At 69.6% G+C, this 17,037-nt stretch carries 15 protein-coding genes; 9 read left to right on the top strand and 6 right to left on the bottom strand.

Annotated elements, in window-relative coordinates:
• Positions 1 to 226 precede the first annotated feature (226 nt).
• Complete coding sequence (locus tag EOV43_RS14635) at positions 227 to 1,756, top strand: Re/Si-specific NAD(P)(+) transhydrogenase subunit alpha (protein ID WP_128221941.1); 1,530 nt, start codon at positions 227 to 229, stop codon at positions 1,754 to 1,756.
• Between the two features lie 2 nt (positions 1,757 to 1,758).
• Complete coding sequence (gene pntB / locus EOV43_RS14630; protein WP_128221940.1) at positions 1,759 to 3,195, top strand: Re/Si-specific NAD(P)(+) transhydrogenase subunit beta; 1,437 nt, start codon at positions 1,759 to 1,761, stop codon at positions 3,193 to 3,195.
• A 121-nt stretch (positions 3,196 to 3,316) separates the two neighbouring features.
• Here pntB and EOV43_RS14625 read toward each other — a convergent pair whose 3' ends face one another.
• Positions 3,317 to 4,051 (bottom strand): VIT1/CCC1 transporter family protein, encoded by a 735-nt coding sequence (locus EOV43_RS14625; RefSeq protein ID WP_128221939.1) that lies wholly within the window; start codon positions 4,049 to 4,051, stop codon positions 3,317 to 3,319.
• A gap of 184 nt (positions 4,052 to 4,235) precedes the next feature.
• Entirely contained in the window at positions 4,236 to 5,381 is a 1,146-nt protein-coding gene (locus EOV43_RS14620; RefSeq protein ID WP_128221938.1) for an acyl-CoA dehydrogenase family protein, read from the bottom strand.
• Positions 5,382 to 5,675: 294 nt separating this feature from the next.
• Here EOV43_RS14620 and EOV43_RS14615 point away from each other — a divergent pair, with 294 nt between their 5' ends.
• Complete coding sequence (locus tag EOV43_RS14615; protein ID WP_164878735.1) at positions 5,676 to 7,337, top strand: sensor histidine kinase; 1,662 nt, start codon at positions 5,676 to 5,678, stop codon at positions 7,335 to 7,337.
• A 10-nt stretch (positions 7,338 to 7,347) separates the two neighbouring features.
• On the opposite strand, the gene EOV43_RS14610 is transcribed toward EOV43_RS14615, so the two are convergent.
• Both EOV43_RS14610 and EOV43_RS14605 read right to left on the bottom strand, forming a co-directional pair.
• Complete coding sequence (locus tag EOV43_RS14610) at positions 7,348 to 7,980, bottom strand: pyridoxal 5'-phosphate synthase (RefSeq protein WP_128221936.1); 633 nt, start codon at positions 7,978 to 7,980, stop codon at positions 7,348 to 7,350.
• A 106-nt stretch (positions 7,981 to 8,086) separates the two neighbouring features.
• Positions 8,087 to 8,779 (bottom strand): NAD-dependent deacylase, encoded by a 693-nt coding sequence (locus EOV43_RS14605; RefSeq protein WP_128221935.1) that lies wholly within the window; start codon positions 8,777 to 8,779, stop codon positions 8,087 to 8,089.
• Positions 8,780 to 8,914: 135 nt separating this feature from the next.
• Between EOV43_RS14605 and EOV43_RS14600 the strand changes: the two genes are divergently transcribed.
• The gene (locus EOV43_RS14600) at positions 8,915 to 9,772 is read left to right on the top strand and encodes a DUF1707 SHOCT-like domain-containing protein (protein WP_164878734.1); all 858 of its coding nucleotides are present in this window, start codon (positions 8,915 to 8,917) and stop codon (positions 9,770 to 9,772) included.
• A 5-nt stretch (positions 9,773 to 9,777) separates the two neighbouring features.
• Here the strand turns inward: EOV43_RS14600 and EOV43_RS14595 are convergent, their stop codons facing one another.
• On the bottom strand, positions 9,778 to 10,542 hold the full coding sequence (locus EOV43_RS14595) for a DNA alkylation repair protein (RefSeq protein WP_206611342.1): 765 nt from the start codon (positions 10,540 to 10,542) through the stop codon (positions 9,778 to 9,780).
• Positions 10,543 to 10,656: 114 nt separating this feature from the next.
• Between EOV43_RS14595 and EOV43_RS14590 the strand changes: the two genes are divergently transcribed.
• The 5 genes from EOV43_RS14590 (at position 10,657) to EOV43_RS14570 (ending at position 16,830) form a co-directional block, all read left to right on the top strand.
• Positions 10,657 to 11,157 carry a SigE family RNA polymerase sigma factor gene (locus tag EOV43_RS14590; RefSeq protein ID WP_128221933.1) on the top strand — a complete coding sequence of 167 codons (501 nt, stop codon included), beginning with the start codon at positions 10,657 to 10,659 and terminating at the stop codon, positions 11,155 to 11,157.
• Positions 11,154 to 12,110: a hypothetical protein gene (locus tag EOV43_RS14585; protein ID WP_128221932.1), complete on the top strand. Its 957-nt coding sequence runs from the start codon at positions 11,154 to 11,156 to the stop codon at positions 12,108 to 12,110. The genes EOV43_RS14590 and EOV43_RS14585 overlap by 4 nt, the downstream gene beginning before the upstream one ends.
• Before the next feature lie 124 nt (positions 12,111 to 12,234).
• Positions 12,235 to 12,672, top strand: a complete 438-nt coding sequence (locus EOV43_RS14580; RefSeq protein WP_164878733.1) for a SigE family RNA polymerase sigma factor — start codon at positions 12,235 to 12,237, stop codon at positions 12,670 to 12,672.
• 35 nt (positions 12,673 to 12,707) lie between these two features.
• A complete protein-coding gene (locus EOV43_RS14575; RefSeq protein ID WP_128221930.1) occupies positions 12,708 to 13,520 on the top strand; it encodes a (2Fe-2S)-binding protein in 813 nt (270 codons plus the stop codon).
• A gap of 142 nt (positions 13,521 to 13,662) precedes the next feature.
• Positions 13,663 to 16,830 carry a DEAD/DEAH box helicase gene (locus EOV43_RS14570; protein ID WP_164878732.1) on the top strand — a complete coding sequence of 1,056 codons (3,168 nt, stop codon included), beginning with the start codon at positions 13,663 to 13,665 and terminating at the stop codon, positions 16,828 to 16,830.
• Between the two features lie 52 nt (positions 16,831 to 16,882).
• On the opposite strand, the gene EOV43_RS15900 is transcribed toward EOV43_RS14570, so the two are convergent.
• Entirely contained in the window at positions 16,883 to 17,014 is a 132-nt protein-coding gene (locus EOV43_RS15900; protein WP_277745796.1) for a hypothetical protein, read from the bottom strand.
• Positions 17,015 to 17,037: the final 23 nt, after the last annotated feature.

Below are 17,037 nucleotides of genomic sequence, written 5' to 3'. Positions count from 1 at the left end.
CCAGCTGAACACCACAGCGCCGGACCCGAACGGGTCCGGCGCTGTGGTATTTCTGGACGGAAACAATCGTGTGGGATGCGCCACTTCGTTGCCGAAATGACGCCTGTGAGGGTTGTGTAACTCGCGCGTAACCTGAGACCCCCGCGGCGCCCCCCTCGGATGGGGGTACCTTGTGCTGGATTCGGCCTACCCACACTCCGGGGCCGGATCCGAACAGGAGGTAGTCGTGCGGATCGGCATCCCGCGAGAAACGAAGCCCGGCGAGTCACTCGTCGCGGCCACTGCGAAGACCGCAGAACAGCTCCAGAAGCTGGGCTACGACGTCGTCGTGGAGTCCGGCGCAGGAGCGTTGGCGGACCAGTCCGACGAGGCGTTCACCGCCGCCGGCATCACCGTCGCCACCGGCGACGAGGTGTGGGCCAGTGACGTCGTCGTCAAGGTCAACGCCCCCAACGACGAGGAGATCGGACGGCTGCGCCGCGAGGCCACCGTCGTCTCCATCATGGCTCCGGCCCGAAGTCCCGAGCTGATCGAGAAGTTCCAGGCCGCCGGCGTCACCGCCCTCGCCATGGACGCCGTCCCGCGCATCTCGCGCGCCCAGTCGATGGACGTCCTGTCCTCGATGGCCAACGTCGCGGGCTACCGCGCCGTGATCGAGGCCGCCCACGAGTTCGGCCGGATGTTCACCGGCCAGGTCACCGCCGCCGGCAAGACCGCCCCTGCGCGCGTCTTCGTCGTCGGAGCCGGTGTCGCCGGACTGGCCGCCATCGGTGCCGCCTCGTCGATGGGCGCGATCGTGCGCGCCTTCGACGTGCGTCCCGAGGTCGCCGAGCAGGTCGAGTCCATGGGCGCGGAGTTCGTGCGCGTCGAGATGGAGCAGGAGGTCTCCACCGACGGCTACGCCAAGGAGATGACCGCCGAGCAGGAGGCCGCGACCGCCGCGATGTACGACGAGGAGGCGCGCAACGCCGACATCGTCATCACCACCGCGCTGATCCCGGGCCGTCCCGCGCCCAAGCTCATCTCGGCCGAGACCATCGCCGGGATGAAGCCCGGATCGGTGATCGTCGACATGGCTGCCGCCAACGGTGGCAACGCCGCCGCGACCGTCACCGACCAGCGCGTCGTCACCGACAACGGCGTCGTCGTCCTGGGTTACACCGACCTCGCCGGTCGCCTCGCCGCCCAGACCTCGCAGCTCTACGGCACCAACATCGTCAACCTCTTCAAGCTGCTGACCCCCGCCAAGGACGGCGTCCTGACGCTCGACCACGGCGACGTCGTGCAGCGCGGCATCACCGTCACCCTCTCGGGTGAGTCGATGTGGCCGCCGCCGCCGGTGCAGGTCTCGGCTGCCCCGAAGGCTGCCGAGGCCCCGGCCCCGGTGGTCAAGGAGGAGAAGAAGCCCGTCGACCCGAAGGTGAAGCTGTACGCAGCCGCCGCGGGTGCAGTGCTCTTCGGCGCGGCCGCGATGTTCATGTCGTACGGCCTGCTGACCCAGCTGACCGTGCTGATGCTGGCCGTCTTCGTCGGCTACTACGTGATCAGCAACGTCGCGCACGCCCTGCACACGCCGCTCATGGCCGAGACCAACGCCGTCTCCGGCATCATCCTGGTCGGCGGAATCCTGCAGGTCGGCAGCGACAACATCGCCGTCACGGCGCTTTCCGTCGTCGCGATCCTGGTGGCCTCGATCAACATCTTCGGAGGCTTCCTGGTGACCGTCCGCATGCTCGAGATGTTCAGGAAGGACTGAACGTGGACTTCCTGACCTCCGAGAAGCTGTACAACCTCATCCAGGGGGCGTACGTCGTCGCCGGCATCTGCTTCATCGCAGCCCTGGCCGGCCTCTCCAAGCACGAGACCGCCAAGCGCGGCAACCAGGCCGGCATCGTCGGCATGACGATCGCGCTGGTCGCGACGATCCTGCTGGCCCTGCAGAACGCCGAGTTCGGCTTCGGCCACGGTGTCGGCCTCACGCTCGCGCTGATCCTCGTCCCGATCGCGGTCGGTGGTGCCATCGGTGCCCGCAAGGCGAAGACGGTCGAGATGACCGGCATGCCCGAGCTGATCGCCCTGCTGCACTCCTTCGTCGGTCTCGCGGCCGTCCTGGTGGGCTTCAACTCCTACCTCGTCGCGCCCCAGCACCTCGACGGTGCGCACGCGGTGGAGATCTTCCTCGGCGTCTTCATCGGTGCGGTCACCTTCACCGGATCGATCGTCGCCAACCTCAAGCTCAGCGCGAAGATGAAGTCCAACCCGATCGTCCTTCCGGGACGGCACTGGCTCAACCTGGGCGTCATCGTCATCTCGCTGGCGCTGATGATCTGGTTCATGAACTCCACCGGCGGTGCCGAGTACATCGGCCTCGTCCCGCTGGTCGTCATGACCGCGCTCGCGCTGTTCCTCGGCTTCCACCTCGTGGCGGCCATCGGCGGCGGCGACATGCCCGTCGTCGTCTCGATGCTCAACTCGTACTCCGGATGGGCCGCGGCCGCGGCCGGCTTCATGCTCGGCAACAACCTGCTGATCATCGTCGGCGCGCTCGTCGGATCCTCCGGTGCGATCCTCAGCTACATCATGTGCAAGGCGATGAACCGTTCGTTCGTCTCCGTCATCGCAGGTGGGTTCGGTGACGCCCCGGCGTCCACCGAGGCCCGCGACTACGGCGAGCACCGCGAGATCCTGGCCGACGAGGCCGCCGACCTGCTGGCCGGCGCCAAGTCCGTCGTGATCACCCCGGGCTACGGCATGGCCGTGGCCCAGGCGCAGTACCCGGTCGCCGAGCTGACCCGCAAGCTGCAGGCCAAGGGCGTCGAGGTCCGCTTCGGCATCCACCCCGTCGCCGGTCGTCTGCCGGGCCACATGAACGTCCTCCTCGCGGAGGCGAAGGTGCCCTACGACGTCGTCCTGGAGATGGACGAGATCAACGACGACTTCCCCGACACCGACGTCGTCCTCGTCATCGGCGCCAACGACACCGTCAACCCGGCTGCGATCGAGGAGCCCGACTCCCCGATCGCCGGCATGCCGGTGCTGGAGGTCTGGAACGCCCGCGAGGTGATCGTCTTCAAGCGGTCGATGGCCACCGGGTACGCCGGCGTCCAGAACCCGTTGTTCTTCAAGGACAACAGCCGCATGCTGTTCGGTGACGCGAAGGACCAGGTCGAGAAGATCGTCCAGGCGCTCGGCTGATCCACGTCGGCTGACCCCGACGCCCGGGGCCGTGGGAGAGCGGCCCCGTTGACCCCTCAGGGGAGCCCAGAAGGCCCCGCACCTCTTCGGAGGTGCGGGGCCTTCGTCACGCCGGGCCAGGTCAGCCGACGGTGACGCCGAAGAGCATGCCCACTGCGTAGGTGACACCCATCGCGAGGAGGCCCCCGACGACGTTGCGGAACACGGCGCGGCCCTTGGGGCTGAGGCCCAGGTGAGCGCTTCCCGCGCCCGTGGCGGCCAGCGCGATCGCGACCACGACGACGGTGGCCGGTACCCGGATCGCAGCCGGGAGCAGGGCCAGGACGAGCAGAGGGACCAGCGCGCCGAGAGTGAAGGAGAGCATCGAGGCCCAAGCGGCGTGCCAGGGGTTGGTGAGGTCGTCGGGGTCGATCCCGAACTCGACCTCGGCATGGGCAGCCAGAGGATCGTTGGCATGGAGTTCGGTGGCGACCTGCTGGGCGGTGGCTGCGCTGAGCCCCTTCTCCTGCAGCATCTCCACGAGCTCGGCCTTCTCCGTCTCCGGCATCCGTTCCAGCTCGCGTGCCTCGAGGGCGAGGATGGAGCGCTCGGAGTCGCGTTGGGTGGAGACCGAGACGTACTCCCCGGCCGCCATCGAGATCGCTCCGGCCGTCAGCGCGGCGACGCCGGCCAACAGGATCGCGGTCTCGTCGGTGGTCGCACCTGCGACACCCATGACGACACCCGCGGTGGAGATGATCCCGTCGTTGGCACCCAGGACCGCGGCGCGCAGCCAGTTGAGCCGGCTGCCGGTGGGCGCGGAGATCTCGTCGTGCCAGTGCTGCGGAGCGTCGTCGGTGCCGATCTCGTGGCTCATGGAGGCATCGTCACCCGGGGAGAGCAGGAGCGCAACGAAGGTGATGCAGTCCTGAACTGCACCGGCCGCGCGGGCAGGTCAGGACGTGGTCAGGACGTGCTCAGGACATGGTGTGGACGTCGGACGGTGCAGGGGTCAGGCCCACCACACCGCCCGACGTCCAGGGGACTCCGGCGTCGAGCGCTCAGAGCCCCAGATCGCGGGCGATCAGCATCTTCATGATCTCGTTGGAACCAGCCCAGATCTTGGTGACGCGGGCGTCGCGCCACGCCTTCGCGACCCGGTACTCGTTCATGTAGCCGTAGCCGCCGTGGATCTGGACGCAGTGGTCCAGGACCTCGGACTGCACCTGGGTGGCCCACCACTTCGCCTTGGCGGCGTCGATCGCGGTGAGTTCCTTGCGGGTGTGCTTGATGACGCACTGGTCGACGTAGGCCTCGGTGACCTCGATCTTGGTGACCAGTTCGGCGAGCAGGAACTGGGTGTTCTGGAACTTGCCGATCGGGACGCCGAACGCGACCCGGTCCTTGGCGTACTGGATGGTCTCCTCGAGGATCTGCTTCGCGTGGGCGACGCCGGTGATGGCGGTGCCCAGGCGCTCCTGCGGGAGGAACTCCATCATCGCGATGAAGCCGGTGTCGAGGGGGCCGACGAGGTCGTCGTCGGAGACGCGGACGTTCTCGAAGGCGAGCTCGGCGGTGTCGGAGCCGTCCTGGCCGACCTTGTCGAGGACACGACCCACGGAGAAGCCCGGCGCCTTCGTGTCGACGGCGAAGAGCGAGATGCCCTTGGCCTTCTTCTCCGGGGCGGTACGGGCAGCAACGAGGACGATGTCGGCCGAGCCGCCGTTGGTGATGAACGTCTTGGAGCCGTTGAGGATCCAGCCGTCGCCGTCCTTGACCGCGGTGGTCTTGAGGTTGGCGAGGTCGGAGCCGCCGCCGGGCTCGGTCATGCCGATCGCGAGGACGATCTCGCCCGACGCGACGCCGGGCAGCCAGCGGGCGCGCTGCTCGTCGTTGGTCAGGTGCACCAGGTAGGGCGCGGTGATGTCGGCGTGGATGCCCAGACACGACGGCAGCGCCATGTTGACCTTGGCGAGCTCCTCGGTGAGGACCGCGTTGAAGCGGTAGTCGCCCGCCTCCGAGCCGCCGAACTCCTCGGGGATCTCCAGGCCGAGCAGGCCGGCGCGTCCGGCCGCGAGCCAGAACTCCCGGTCCAGACCGTGGTTCTCGTCGTAGGTGTCGAGGTGCGGGACGACCTCGCGGTCGAGGAACTCCTTCACCGAGGCACGGAACGCTTCATGGTCCTCGTCGTAGATCTCACGCGTCATGGAGCGGGACTGTATACCCATCGGTAGAAATCCGGGTGCCCAAAATGTGGCACAGGCAACATGGGGCGTGGCACGGTTGTCACAGGTCAGGCGGCCTGCGGGCGCGTTCTGTCAGGTGCTGGGTGCTGGGTGCTGGGGGGCAAGGGGAGAGACGTGTCGGGCTCGGGGGACGTACGTGCGGGGACGTGGGGGCAACCCAACGACCGCAGTGCAGTGGGGCACATCGCTGGGGACGTGGTGCGGCGCACCGGGTTCTCGTCGTGTGTGGTCCTGGTCCCGCGTGGGGACGGGCTGATGGAGGTCGTCGCCGCCCGCGGACTGACCGAGGACGTCGTCGGCAGCGCCACTGACGCCACCCCCCTCCTCCATGCCCTCCACTGCGGTGCCCGGTACGGATCACTCGTCTTCTGCGCCGAGGAGTGGCAAGGCAACGAGCACGGCCTCCCCACAGCCACCGGCGACCTGGCCTGGACGAGCGCCGACCTGCTGCTCGCCGACGTCGTTGACGCCGCCGGCGAACTCCGTGCCGTCCTCAGCCTGAGTGGTCCCGTCTCCGGGCTACGTCCCGCACCGCACGAACTGCTCCGCTGCTCCGACGAACTGCAGCAGCCGCTGTCCGCGCTCCTCGTCGTCGTGGAGAACGAACTCATCACCTCCCAGCACCGGGTGGGACGCGCGATGCGTGAACTCGCCCGCGACCTCGACCGCCGGATCACCCCCGAACAACTCGTCGAGATCATCCGCGACGAGCTGACCGGCCCGTTCCGTGCCGACCGTTCCTTCGTCAACCTCGTCGGCGACGGCGAGGAACCTCCGGTCGGCGTGGTCGGCGTCAGCGGGGCCCTGCACGAGGACATCTCCGGGGCGTTGGTGCGCGCTCTGCGCAACCGGGACGTCGTGATGATGGAGAACGGCCGAGTCTGGGGCGAGGACGCGATCACGGCGCGTCATGCCGAGGAGGTGGAGCGACTCACCGGATCGCCGGACCAGACGACGATGGTGCTGGTCCCGATCGGCATCGACAACCGCCTCCTGGGTGTCTTCACCATCTGCCGCTCGGCGCGGCAGCCGCGCTGGACCGAGAGCGAGTCCCACGGCGCCGTCGAGGTGGGACGTGACCTGGCTCGGGTGGTGCTGAACGTTCAGGCCATGAGCCGTCACGAGCGGGTGCTCCGGGAACTGGAACTGCTCGACACCCGCCGCAGTCAACTGATCGCCACGATCGCCCACGAACTCAAGAACCCGATCGGAGTGATCCGCGGGCACGTCGAACTCGCCCAGACGGCCGAAGGCGACGACGTGCCCCGGTCGTTGGCAGTGATCGACCGCGGCGCGAAACGGCTGGAGATGCTTGCCGACGACCTCCTGGTCTTCAGCAAGGCCGACAGCATCGACCGCCCGGTCTCACGCGAACTCGTCGACGTCGGTGCGCTCGCCCGGGAGGCCGTGGAGTTCGCCCAGGTCACCGCGGACCGAGCCGGGGTCGACCTTGACCTCGTGGTCGAGGGGGTCGTCACCGTCCTGGGAGACCACGAGGCGCTCTCTCTGGTGATCACCAACCTGCTCAGCAACGCAGTGAAGTACTGCGACGCCGGCGACGAGGTGACGCTGGCCGTGCGAAGGATTCGCGGCAGCGTGGTCCTGACCTGCCGAGACACCGGAATCGGGATCTCGGAGAACGACCAGGAACAGTTGTTCGCGGAGTTCTTCCGCTCGACGAACCCTGCGGCGTTCAACCGGCCCGGCACCGGACTCGGCCTTGCCATCCTGCAGCGCGTCGTGGGCCGTCACGGCGGGAAGGTCGACGTGCGCTCGAGGCTGGGAGAGGGCACGTCCTTCGTCGTCACCCTGCCGGTCGCGACGCGAGACGTGGTGGAGGCCGCCCGCGGGGAGGCGAGTTCCCTGGTGGCTGCGGTGCGCAGTCGGGGGCAGGCGTCGACGCTCGTCGTCGAGTGACGAGCGGGCGTCAGGGCTGAAGACGGCGCGAGATCCAGCCGTCCTCACCGCACACGTACTCCAGACGGCGGTGCAACCGGGACGCCCGCCCCTGCCAGAACTCGACCCGCTCGGGCACGAGGCAGTAGCCGTGCCACGTCGCCGGACGGATCAGGTGCGGCCGGCGCAGTGCGGCCTCGGCCCGCGCTGCCAGCGCCTGTTCGTCCTCGAGCACCGCGCCCTGGACCGACACCACTGCGGTGGCACGGGCCTCCCGGCCGCGGGACTCGAAGAGGGCGTCGGAGGCGTCGTCGTCGAGCAGCACGACCTGACCGGTGACGTTGACCTGTTGCACCGTCTCGCGCCAGTGGAAGGTGATCGCTGCGTGCGGGTTGACGGCCAGGTCGCGGCCCTTGCGGCTGCTCTCACGGGTGGTGAAGACCAGCCCGGCGGGGGAGACCTGCTTGACCTTGACCACCCGCGAGGACGGTCGGCCCTGCGCGTCGGCGGTGGCCAGGGTCGCGGCGCGTGGCTCGGCGACCCGTCCCTGGGCGTCGCGCAGCCACGTGACCAGCAACGTCATCGGGTCTGACGGCGGGGCGTCGAAGGCGGGCAGGACGAGTGATTCGTCCCCGGTGAGGGCGTGGTCGTCGGCGGGCAGCATGTGGTCTCCACTCGTCCTGGGCGGGATGTCCCCGCGGCCGATGCCTGCGACCGTAGCAGTCGGGACCAGCCCCGCGGGGCCCTCGCCGGGGGCGGGCGAAGCGTCCTCAGCGGGCGGCGATGACCTCGTCGACCCAGACCGGGACGAGGTCGCCGGCACGCCCCTGACGGGACTCGTCGAACGACTCCGAGGCACCTGTCCTCTCCAGGTTGAGCTCGACGGTGCGGGCTCCGCGCTGGGCGGCCCACTCGACGAACGCCGCAGCCGGGTAGACCTGTGCGGACGTCCCGATCGAGCAGAAGACGTCGGCCTCGCTGAGGGCGAAGAGGATCTCGTCCATGTGGTACGGGATCTCGCCGAACCAGACGATGTCGGGACGCAACGCCTTGCGGTCGCAGCCCGGGCAGCGCGGGTTGTCGGCCAGCGTCGTGTCCCAGCCGAAGCGTTGCGCGCAGGAGAGGCAGAGTGCCGAGCGCAGCTCGCCGTGCATGTGCAGGACGCGGCTCGCGCCGCCGCGTTCGTGCAGGTCGTCGACGTTCTGGGTGACGATCACGAGGTCGTCGCCCAGCGCCTGTTCCAGCCGCCCCAGCGCGAGGTGGGCGGCGTTCGGCTCGACCTTGTCGAGGTGAGCGCGGCGCAGGTCGTAGAAGGTCTGCACCAGGTGCGGGTCGGCGTCGAAGCCCTCCGGCGAGGCGACCTCCATGACGTCGTGGCCCTCCCACAGGCCGTCGGAGTCGCGGAAGGTCGGGACTCCGCTCTCCGCAGAGATGCCAGCTCCGGTGAGGACGACGACCTTCATGTGCACCTGCTCTGATCGGCGCCGTCGTGGCGCAGGACGAGGCCTCCGTCACATCGAGGGGCCGGGACGAACATAACTGCCCGCCGCTGAGGTCGTCAGGCCAACCGTCCCTCGGGAGGGTCTAGCGTGGCGTCCGTGGCGGACAACGAGATCAGGGCCCGGGACGTCGACCGCGACCGCGCTGTCGAGTTCGTCGAGGACGCGTGGGTCGACGGCCAGCTCGACGTCGACGAGTACCGCGCCCGGATGGACCGGCTCCTCGAGGCCCGCACACTCGCTCAGTTGGAGCACGAGGTGCGTGACCTGCAGGGACGCAACGGCGTCGCGTGGAGCCCCGAACCCCTTCCCGCGCCGGTTCCGGTGCCGGTCGTGGAACCCACTGTGCCGGTCCCTGTCCCGACGGCGGTCGGTTCGACGCCCGCGAAGACCGACGACCGTGAGGTGATGGCGGGCATCGTCGTCGGGGTCCTGGTCCTGATCGGATTGCTGCTCCTCTTCGGCTGGAAGAGCACCGACACCGAGGACGAGACGGACTCCGCCGGCTGGGACGCGCCCAGTTCCGTGGGCGAGGTCGAGGAGTGGACGCTCTTCGACTCCGACCACTTCGACGCGATGATCGAGGCAGCCACGGAGGGGTTCGGTGCGACCGGGGTCCACGAACTCACCGTCACCGAGGAGAGCGCCGTCGCGGTCCTGGACACTCCCGATGGTCCGATGCGTTCGGACTACGACGTGAACACCGAGGAGTGGAACGGCGCGGTGGCCGTGAGCGGCGACGCTGCGTCGCAGCGCCCGCCGCTGGCGTGGGAGGCGATCGACCCGGTCGTCGTGGAGGAGGCGGTCGCCGGTGAAGAGGCCGTGTCACTCGAACTGGACCAGGTCAGGCTCCGGATCGCCTCCGAGGGCGAGGAGTGCTTCCGGATCGACGCCCGCGACCCGCAGGACCGTGACGATCCGGCGCGCTTCACCTGCGACGGCGATCGGGTGGACTGATCGGCTCAGAGTTGCCGTAGGTGCGTCCGGAGCGAGGCGTCGAGGTGCTCGGTGGCGTAGGAGAGCGTCGTGCGGCCCATGCCTGCGGCGTGCTCGGTCAGGAACTCCACGAGCAGGTCGCGGCTGATCCTTTTCCCGACCTCGCGCAGCATCCAGCCCGACGCCTTCTGGATGAGGTCGCGACGGTCGTCGAGGACCGCGACGGCGGCGTCGAAGGTGGGTTCGGCCTCGCCGGCCTTGACGAACGCGAACGTCGCCACGATCCCGGCCCGACGTCGCCACAGGTGTTCGTCGGTGACGAGCTCGGTGAGCAGGGTCGTGTCGTTGCCGACGGGGTCGAGGCTGCGTAGGTGCTCCCCGACGAGCGCCTCGACGGAGGAGTCCACGAGGTCCCAGTTGTCGATGCAGCCGGCGCGCAGGGCGTCGAGGTACAGCTCGTGCCAGCGTCGTCGGGCGTCGTCGTCACGGGTGCGCGGTTTCCCGGCCTTCCGGAACGCACCGACCGCGATGAACAGCGCGGTGAGCCGGTGTTCGTGCTCGACGTCGTCCAGGAGGTCGCGGACCTCGTCGTACGCCAGGTCGGCGAACTCTTTCGCGACGCCGCGTTGGGTGGGGACGTTCAACCCCAGGAAGACGTCGCCCTCGCCGTAGCCGCCGGGCCTGGCCTGGAAGAACGACGCGACCCCGACGGCGCGCTCGGGGTCGGCGTGGCGCGTCAGAGCGCTGCGGACGTCGGAGGCGGTGGCCGTGGCCGGCAGGGGTGGGGTCACGCCTCGATCGTGGCAGGGACCACGGACATTTTCGACGGAACCCAGCGCCGGTTCGTGGCATCGAACAGAGTGAAGGCCGCCTCCACTCCGGACGGTCGCGACGGAAGGACACCCATGAGCAGGGACGAGGAGTTCACCGACTTCCTCACCGTGCGGTGGTCGCGGCTGGTGCGTCAGGCCCAACTGATGGGCTGCACGCACGCGGACGCCGAGGACGTCGTGCAGACGACGTTCACTCAGGCCTACGTCCACTGGCGCAAGGTGAGCCGGGCCGACAACCCCGACGCCTACCTGCACCGGATGCTCGTGAACGCGTTTCTGGCTTCGCGTCGTGGACAGAAGGGCCGTGAGCAGGCCAGCGACGAGGTCCCCGACGGGGTGGTCGCGGACCGCACCGGAAACGTCGACACCACCGACGCGCTGCTGCGGGCGTTGGGTCGACTCGGCACCGACCAGCGACTCGCGGTGGTGCTGCGCCACTACGCGCACCTGGGCGAGCACGAGATGGCGCAGGTGCTGGGGGTGGCGCCGGGGACGGTGAAGAGCAGGTTGGCACGGGCGATGAAAGCGCTCGCGTCCGATCCGGGACTGTTGGCGTTGGAGGGACAGGCATGAGGGACGACCAGATCGATCAACTGATGGCGGCGAGCGTCCGGGACCTTCCCGCCGACGTGCCGCGGGTCGCGGAGGTGCTGGCTGCCGGGCGTCGTCGTGGACGGCTGCGTGCATTGGCCACGACGGCCGGTTCGGTCGCGGTGGTGCTCGCGGTGGTCGGGGTGCTCGGCGGCGTCTCGGGCCGGGTCGGGAGCGACGCCGGTCCTGCCGCGCTGCCCACGCCGCAGGGCAAGTGGATCGGGATGGGGCACGTCTTCCTCGACGTCGGGACCGACTGGGAGGAAGGCCGCGGCTGCGCGTCCGGTCTGAAGAGTGACAAGCGGTACGACGTGTCCACGTGGGCGATGGTCGACGTGATCTGTGGTGCGGGCGGGCCTCCGGGGATGCAGGTCATGTTCACCCCGTTCGAGGTCGGGAACGACGACCACGCGCGCGCCCAGGCCCCTGCACACTCCGGCTCACCGGTGCGAGAGGTCGAGATGGACGGCCACCGGGTGCTGCGCAGCGACGTCACCTGCGTCGAGGTGGGGGAGTCCAACTCGGGCAACGGGTTCACGCCCGCGACCGAACGCCGCTGCTTCGCCGGACTCTCGGTCCCTGACCAAGGCGTGTCGATTCGGGTGGCCGCCGCCGCGGACGAGGCAGACGTGAACGCACTCCTCGACACCCTGCACGTCGCTCCCGGACACGTGGCTGTCCCCGGCGTGACGTCGTCGCCGGACGGCTACCTCGACGCGCTCCTCGCGACCGGGCTGCAGGTGCGCGTCGTGGGTGATCCGGTCACCCAGGACGTCCTGCTGGCCGAGATCAGACCCGTGCCCGGCACCGCCGTGCACGCGGGTGACGAGGTCACGCTGACGGTGTACGACCGCGACCGCTTCCCCGAGGATGACCTGTCGGCGATCACGGTGGTGCCCGAACTCGGCGACTTCGAGAAGGTCTACGTCCCCTGAGCGGCAAGGCGCGGCGGTGACGTCGTCGGGAGATGAAAGGTCCGGGCCGACGGAACGTCGTCGGCTCTCCACGTTGTCGGTCGGTGTGCAGGACACGAGAGTTGAGCAGTGGAGAGGGGGCGCGATGTCGACACACGACGACTTCGAGGCGTACGTCCGGGCCCGGTGGACGCACCTGGTGCGTTCGGCGGTGCTGATGGGCAGTCCGGTCGCGGACGCCGAGGCCCTGGTGCAGAACGTACGGGCGAAGGTCTACGCCAACTGGCGCAAGGTGAGCCGGACCGACAACCCCGACGCCTACGTCCACCGGATCCTGATGAACACCCACGTCACCGCCCGACGCCGCAAGTGGCACGGCGAACGTCCCACCGAGGTGCTGCCCGAACGGGCCCGCACCGACGTCACCGACGAGGGGGACACCTCCGACGTGGTGGCCCGCTGCCTGCAGCGGCTCACGCCCGAACACCGGGCGGTGGTGGTGTTGCGGCACTTCGCGCACCTCGGCGAGGCCGAGGAGATCGCCCGCAGCATCACCGTCCTCCCGGAGCCGATCGACGACTGACGGGTTCGACCGCATCTGGCCGTAGGGTCGCCGACGTGAACGAGCACCACGCGTCGGCGACCCAGCAGCCGCCCCGACCCCAGCCGTACGGACCCTGGTTCGGGGTCGCACGGTTCGGTGTGGCGGAGTTCAGGTCTGCGCCTGGGCGGGACGAGGGCTGGCTGACGTTCGACGAGTTCTGCTCCGACGCCTGGCTCGACGCCCTCGTCGACGACGCCCACGCCCGACTGGCCGTCCGCGGTCCGTTGGGACGTACCGCTTCCGACCTGCGTGCGGTCGCCTCGACCGTCGTTCTCGGGTTGTTCTCCCGGGCGGTCTCGCCCGCCGTGGGCACAGAAGTCGCAGGCCAGCACTCCGCAGCGCCACACTTTGCGGGACTGACGGGGTACGTCGCTGACCCCGCGACGACGTTCTGGCGTCCGGCCCGGCCAGGAGAGGGCGGGCCGGGGGAGATCGCGACCACCGCACCGGTCGGGCCGGGGGCAGGGGCGGGGAGCGGCGTGAGCAGCGCCGAGGAGGTCCTGGAACGGATCTGCGTCCCGCTCGCCGACGCGTTCGCCGCCCGGTTCGGGGTGCCGGAGAAGGTGCTGCGCGGCAACCTTGCCGCCGCCGTTCTGGGCACCCACGACGTGGTCCGTTCGACGACGCCGCAGCTCACGCAACGCTCCGGAGCCGTCGTGAGCCGAGTGCTCGCGCACCCGCTGCTGACCGGCACTCTGGAGCAGACGCCGCGCGGGATCATGCGGACCTCGTGCTGCCAGATCCACCGGTTGCCGGTCGGGTTCGTCTGCGGGAACTGCCCGCTGGTCGCCGCCGACACCACGACTGCACGCCGGCTGCGCGGCTGAGTATTCGGAGCGAACACCCCCGAAGTGGGAGTCTTGTCGGATGGCCAGAGTGACGATCAGCGACGTGGCACTCTTCGCGACCTTCGATCCGGGGACGATCGCTCGAGGACGCGGGTACTCAGCGTCGCGCAGGGTTCGACAGGTGACGATCACCGACCTCGCGAACGGTGCGTTCGAGGCCGGCGGCATCGTCGTCGGTTCCCGCACGGCGCCCTACCGCGTCCGCGTCACCGTGAAGCCCGCCAAGGGCCGGGCCGGCGCCACGATCTCCACCAAGTGCGACTGCCCCGTCGCCTACGCCTGCAAGCACGCCGTCGCGGTGCTGCAGGACATCCGTCAGGCCGAACTCCTCAAGCCGACCGTCGCGCCGCCCGCGTGGCGTCGCAGCCTCGACGCCGTCCTCGCGCCACTCGAAGAGGCGAAGCCGGTGGTCGCCGAGCGCAAGAAGCTCGCGCTGCAATTCGAGATCCCCGTCCCCACCCGTCGCCGCTACCGCGGTCACGCCGACGCCGGGCAGAAGCTGTGGCTGCGCCCGATGCGTCAGGGCGCGCGCGACAACTGGATCAAGACCGGCATCAGCTGGGCCACCGCCGAGAACCACGCCGTCGACGAGGCTCACGACCTCGACCAGCTCGCGGTCCTGTCCCGGTTCGTGCGGGCCGTCACCGGCGTCGTGAACAAGGACGTCATCGACCTCACCACCATCGGTCCGGCGCTCCCGGACCTGCTCGCCCAGGCCGTCGAGGCCGGGATCGCGTTGGTGGGCGGCGAACGGATCTCCCAGGTGCGGCTCGCCGACCCGGTCGAGGCCGTCGTCGACATCGGTGAGGCCGACTCCGACGGAGACGCCAAGAACGCCAAGGGCGCCACCCAGCTCCGCGTCGGTGTCTGGAACGAGTCGCACCTGCACGTCGACGACGAACTCCTGCTGCTCGGCAAGGTGCCGCACACCGCCGCGCTGGTCACCCCGGTGCGCGCCAACACCACCGCCGAACACCCCAAGGTCCACCTGACGCTCGCGCCGCTGGCCCGACGTCTGCCCGAAGCGTTGGTGCAGGTCCACCAGCGCGGCGAGATCCTCGCGATCCCCGCCGAGGACAAGGCTGCGTTCGAGAAGGAGTACCTGCCACGGCTGCGTCAGCAGCTCGTCGTGACGTCCTCGGACGCCGCGATCGAGATCGCCGAGGAGGCCGCTCCGCGCCTCGAGGCCGTCGTGGCCTGGGAGAGCGCGACGGCTGAGGTGTCGTGGCGTTGGCGCTACGAGTCCGCCTCGGGCCAGGTCTCCACCTACCCGATCGTCGGCGGTGACCGCGCCCTCGCGGTGCGTCGTCCTGTCGTCGAACGTGATCTGTTGGCTGCGGTCGCCGAGTTCGCACACCTGCAGCCGCACGTCACGGTCACCGGCTCCCCGGTGGTCGACTTCGCCGCCACCGACCTCCCCGCACTGGAAGCCCACGAAGGCGTCGACGTCGTCGAGACGGGCGACCGTCCCGACTTCCGTTCCGCCACCGAGGCACCCACGTTCGAGTTCGCCACCGGCCCTGCCGAGGACGGCGACGAGGACGACACCACCACCGACTGGCTCGACCTGCGCGTCGTGATCGAGGTCGAGGGTGAGCAGGTGCCGCTCACCGACCTGCTGACCGCGCTCACCACCGGACAGCCGCTGCTCGTGCTCGCCTCGGGCCTGCACATCCCCACCGACCGTCCCGAGTTCCGCCGGCTCGCTGCGCTGGTCGCCGCTGCCGGACAGATCGAGGGCGGACGCGGGGACGCGTTCAGCGTCGCGCACTCCGACCTGGGCCTGTGGGCCGAACTCGCCGAGCTCGGCATCGTCGACGCCCGCGCCGCCGAATGGGTCGAAGCAGCCCGCGCACTGATCGGGCACGAGACGCTGCCCGAGGTGGAGGTCGCCGGACTCGTCTCGACGCCGCGCCCCTACCAGCGCGAAGGCATCAACTGGCTCGCCCACCTGTGGAGCCTCGACCTGGGCGGCATCCTCGCCGACGACATGGGTCTGGGAAAGACCCTGCAGACCCTGGCCCTGATGAGCCACGCCCGCGCCCACGGCGCCGCGCCGTTCGTCGTCATCGCCCCCACCAGCGTCATGACGGCCTGGACCTCCGAAGCGGCCCGGCACACGCCCGGGCTGGTGGTGAAGGTCGTCGACGCCTCCGCGTCGCGTCGCAAGGAGACGTTCGCCGAGGCGATCGAGGGCGCCGACGTCGTCGTCACCTCCTACACGCTGCTGCGCCTGGAGGCCGACGAGTACGCCCACCGCACCTGGGGCGGACTCGTGCTCGACGAGGCGCAGGCGATCAAGAACCACCACTCCAAGACCTACCAGGCGGTCGCGCGGATCAAGGCGCCCTTCCGTCTGGTCGTCTCCGGCACCCCGTTCGAGAACCGGCTCATGGAGCTGTGGGCGCTGCTCTCGATCGCCGCACCGGGCCTCTACCCGTGGCCGCACACCTTCGTCGACCAGGTCGTCGCACCGGTGGAGAAGCGTGGCGACACCGACGCGATGGACCGGTTCCGGGCCCGCGTGCGCCCGTTCGTGCTGCGTCGCACCAAGGACCTCGTCGCCTCCGACCTCCCGCCCAAGCAGGAGCAGGTCCTGGAGGTGCCCCTGGGCGCTGAGCACCAGCGGATCTACGACACCTGGCTGCAGCGTGAACGTCAGGCGATCCTCGGACTCGTCGACGACTTCGCCGGCAACCGGGTGCAGATCTTCACCGCGCTCACCCGCCTGCGTCAGCTCTCCCTCGACGCCGCACTGGTGTCGGAGGAGCACGACGAGGTCGGCTCGGCCAAGCTCGACGTCCTCGTCGAACACCTCACCGAACTCGCCGCCGAGGGCCACCGTGCGCTCGTGTTCAGCCAGTTCACGTCATTCCTCAAGCGGGCCCGCGAACGCCTCGAGGACGCCGGGCTCACCGTCCGCTACCTCGACGGCTCCACCCGCAACCGCGGCGCCGAGATCGAGGCGTTCAAGAACGGCGACGGCGACGCGTTCCTGATCTCGCTCAAGGCCGGCGGCGTCGGTCTGACGCTCACCGAGGCCGACTACGTCTACGTCCTCGACCCGTGGTGGAACCCGGCCGCGGAGAACCAGGCCATCGACCGTGCCCACCGCATCGGTCAGCAGCGTCCGGTCAACGTCTACCGGATGGTCTCGGCCGGCACCATCGAGGAGAAGGTGATGGCGCTCAAGGAGCGCAAGGCCGCGCTCTTCGACGCCGTCTTCACTGGTGAGGGCGCTGTCGGTTCGGGTCTCGACGCCGACGACGTGCGCGCGCTCTTCGACTAGGCCCTCTGCCGACTGGGCACGCTGCCTCCGACTCAACAACAGGACCGGTGCGTCACCTCTTGCGTGACGGATCGGTCCTGTCTGCTTCGGTGGCCGGGGCGGCCTTGGCGCGTTTCTCGGCGCGCTTCTCCTTGATCGACTTCGTCTTCTTGCTCATGGTGTGGCGAGGCGACTTGTCACTCATCTGGATCTCCTGGGGCGGAGCTC

Origin of the sequence: Nocardioides yefusunii (assembly GCF_004014875.1) — a bacterium.
GTDB classification, from domain to species: Bacteria; Actinomycetota; Actinomycetes; order Propionibacteriales; family Nocardioidaceae; genus Nocardioides; species Nocardioides yefusunii.
Note: the sequence above shows the minus strand (reverse complement) of the source record. Positions and strands in the feature narration are given on the sequence as shown.